The organism is Dokdonella sp., from assembly GCF_035703485.1.
Taxonomy (GTDB): domain Bacteria; phylum Pseudomonadota; class Gammaproteobacteria; order Xanthomonadales; family Rhodanobacteraceae; genus Dokdonella.
Genome location: NZ_DASSYD010000208.1, coordinates 1 through 3,343 on the forward strand (window position 1 = coordinate 1; position 3,343 = coordinate 3,343).

A 3,343-nucleotide genomic window follows, 5' to 3' on the forward strand; every position below is an offset into this window, starting at 1 on the left:
CTTTGCTCCGGTGGCTGCCAAGGTTATCCAGGATGACGATATCGCCGGGTCGAAGGACGGGCAGAAGAACCTGCTCGACATAGGCGCGAAAGCTCACGCCATCGATCGGCCCTTCGATGAACCATGGCGCATCGATCCGGTCATGGCGCAGGGCCGCCAGGAAGGTCATGGTCTTCCAGCGTCCGTGGGGAACCTTGGCGTGAAGTCTGCGCCCGCGTGGCGCCCATCCCCGCAAGGACGCCATATCGGTCCTGGTCCAGGTCTCGTCCTGGTCCAGGTCTCGTCGATGAAAACCAGCCGCTCAGCTTCGACGCGACCTTGATACTTTGTCCATTGTGCTCGCCGCCGCGCGACCGCGGGTCGATCGCGCTCTCCAGCCGCCACGCTTATGGAATGGCCCGTCCCTTTCTCCGGCATCAAGTACGATGCTGGTGTCAAAAACGGGAAAGGAATGAGCTAATGTCTATAACAATCCTCGGGGTTGATCTGGGAAAGAACTCTTGCAGCGTTGTTGGAGTCGACACGACCGGTGCTGTAGTCGTTCGTCGAACGATGCGCCGGCAAACGCTGGTCGAATATGTGACGAAACTTCCGGCCTGTGTAGTTGCGATGGAAGCATGCTGCGGCGCCCATCACCTGGGCCGCCTGTTTGTCGCGCAAGGTCATAAGATCCGGTTGATGTCACCGGAATACGTCCGTCCATATATTAAAGCTCAGAAAAACGACGACCGCGATGCTGAAGGAATCGCCGAAGCTGCCTCACGACCGACAATGCGGTTCGTCGAACTCAAGAGCCAGGAGCAGTTGGATATTCAAACGCTGCATCGTGTGCGCTCGCGCCTCGTGGCAGAACGAACCAACCTCATCAATCAACTACGCGCGATCCTGCTGGAGCGCGGGGAGATCTTCCCGGCCGGCCGGCGGAAATTCGAGCTTGGCGTGGATGGCATGCTTGTCGATGGCGATCAAACATTGTCACCGCGTATACGCCAGTTAGCTGGCGATTTACGTACCGAATGGAGAGAACTCGACGCGAAAATCGCGGCGTTGAATGGCGAATTTGTCAAACTGTCACGCAATGATCCCGCAGCTTGCAGGTTGACTTCGATCCCTGGCGTTGGCGTGCTCAACGCAACGGCCCTGGTCGCTGCGGTTGGCGATGCAAGTAATTTTGCCAAGGCCCGGGACCTGGGCGCCTGGCTCGGGTTGGTTCCGAAACAATCCAGCACGGGAGGTAAGGCTCGGCTGCTCGGGATATCCAAGCGTGGCAACACTTATTTGCGCACTCTACTCATTCACGGCGCTCGCGCGGCTTTGCCATCGCTGTCACAAAGCGATACGCCACTGGGGCGGTGGCTGAAGGCAATGATCGAGCGGGGCGTACACCGTAACGCCGTAGTGGTGGCTTTAGCCAACAAGCTGGCGCGGATAGCTTGGGCCATCTTGCGCAAGGAAGCGCGCTTTGAACGCAGTTACCCGGTGGCCGTGGTTTAACGCGCTGCGCATAGTTCGCGTAGTCCAACGGAGTTTGCAGGAAGGATCGAAGAGATGGCCTGACAGTCGAACGGCGTTCGGAAATCCCGATCAAAAAAATGGCACATTCGCTGCCGGCATGCTTATGGGGCTCTGAACGTGCGGATATCCATCTTGGCCATGGGCTTGCTCATGAGACCGTATACGTTGACGCAGACTGTTCAGAATGCCGTAAAATCCTCTTGCAGACGGGGCGGGCCATACGTTTTTTGAGCAGACGGTTCTCCAGCGTCAGATCGGCAACCGCCTCTTTCAAGGCACGGGTCTCACGGCGCAGGTCCTGAACTTCACCGGTCGTCGCAGCACGAGCCGTGTCGCCAGCCAGCCGCCGTTTGCCGGCTTCCAGGAATTCCTTCGACCAGGTGTAGTAGAGGCTCTGGGCTATCCCTTCCTTGCGGCACAGCTCGGCGATGCTGTCTTCGCCCCGAAGCCCATCCAGCACGATCCGGATTTTGTCCTCTGATGAAAAGTGCCGCCGCGTCGCACGGCGGATATCTTTGACTACGTGTTCGGCGGAGCGTTTGCCGCCAGTCGACTTCGTGCTCATGTTCGTTCCTTCGTCTGCGACGAGAACCGAACACTCCTTAGATCACACCATCAATTCTGTGCCATAGGCGCTGATCCCGGACAGCTTCTGAACATGTCCGATGAGATCCGCGCCTTTATTGCCGAAAATGAAGCGCGACTGAAGGCGAAGGATTAGGCCCGCCTCAAAGCTGGGGCTTGGGGCGCGACTGCCACGGAACAATCAGTTGTCATCCGATAAACAGTTCCGAAACCATTCGCTCCGGCTGTCAAATCCGCTAACGATTTCGAAAATCGCTCGCTGCATAGTCGCCCGCGTCAACAAGAAACGGGGTTTGTTGTATGAGTGGGAATGCTGACCTGGAAAACGTGCGTCGATATCGCACCATCGCTTCGCTCTATCGTCAGACCGCAGCATTCCGTCCTGCGCAAAGATGGACGCTCCTGGCACAAGCCTATGAATACGAGCGTCTCGCGATGACAGAGCTCGAAGCCCATTTCACCGGTTATGACAGCGCATCGTGGAACGTGGCGGCCACTGCGTGAGCGCGGTTGACGGTACTAAGAGCAGATCCAGGCAGAACTTGAGTCTGATGAATCGGTTGTGATTCCATATCTCGGAGCGATATCCAGGCCGAACGCTCTGAACCTGGCTGACCTCAAAATTGGAGAGCTGGCTTCCAATTATCGCGGTTAATGCATTCGCTCAATCAGCCACCGAAACAGCCCAGCTTCTATTGCGGCGTCAGCTACCCGCTCAGCCGTCCAAAGATGCAAATCGACGGAGTCGGGCATCCTGAGGACTTTTGGCGCGCTGTGGTAGATAAAGAAACAGCGATGGAAACTGCCGTCGTTATGAAACCGCCGGACATAGTCATCGAGTTCCGCCTGTGTTGACCGGCTCTTGACCTGAACCCAGGCAACCTCGTTTGTGATCGGTTGCGTCAAGACCATATCCACATCGGCCTGATTCCCGCCCACTGCGCTTTGCCGTTGCCACCCTCCCCGGGCAAAGATCAAATCGATCAGGGTCTCGAAATCGCGCCAGTCGAGCTGGCAGATCATTTGCGATGCCAGATTTCGTTGATCCTTGATCAGAGCCACCGCCTTGGTCCTGAGAGACATCGGCGAAAAGCCCACCAAAAACGACCTCGAGCGCAGGTGCCCTCCCGCCGCAACTTGTAGCCGAAACACCTACCATGGGTGATAATCTTGCGGCCGTGTCACGCTGCCCGTCTCGAGTATCGTGATTGGCGTCTACCTTGCGCTAGAAGACTGCGGAGTG

3 protein-coding genes and 2 pseudogenes are annotated in these 3,343 nt (G+C 57.3%); 2 read left to right on the top strand and 3 right to left on the bottom strand.

The genetic code is table 11. The annotated features are described in order from the left end of the window. Nucleotides 1-378: pseudogene (locus VFN25_RS16310) on the bottom strand (transposase); the annotation flags it as partial. A 93-nt stretch (nt 379-471) separates the two neighbouring features. Here VFN25_RS16310 and VFN25_RS16315 point away from each other — a divergent pair. Then, the gene (locus VFN25_RS16315) at nt 472-1,494 is read left to right on the top strand and encodes an IS110 family transposase (protein WP_414648987.1); all 1,023 of its coding nucleotides are present in this window, start codon (nt 472-474) and stop codon (nt 1,492-1,494) included. A gap of 205 nt (nt 1,495-1,699) precedes the next feature. Here VFN25_RS16315 and VFN25_RS16320 read toward each other — a convergent pair. Next, nucleotides 1,700-2,080, bottom strand: a pseudogene (locus VFN25_RS16320) (transposase); the annotation flags it as partial. Nucleotides 2,081-2,400: 320 nt separating this feature from the next. Here VFN25_RS16320 and VFN25_RS16325 point away from each other — a divergent pair. After that, entirely contained in the window at nt 2,401-2,604 is a 204-nt protein-coding gene (locus VFN25_RS16325; protein ID WP_079448495.1) for a hypothetical protein, read from the top strand. A 147-nt stretch (nt 2,605-2,751) separates the two neighbouring features. Here the strand turns inward: VFN25_RS16325 and VFN25_RS16330 are convergent, their stop codons facing one another. After that, nucleotides 2,752-3,162, bottom strand: coding sequence for a restriction endonuclease (locus VFN25_RS16330; protein WP_325143820.1), 411 nt, complete (start codon nt 3,160-3,162; stop codon nt 2,752-2,754). Nucleotides 3,163-3,343 lie beyond the last annotated feature (181 nt).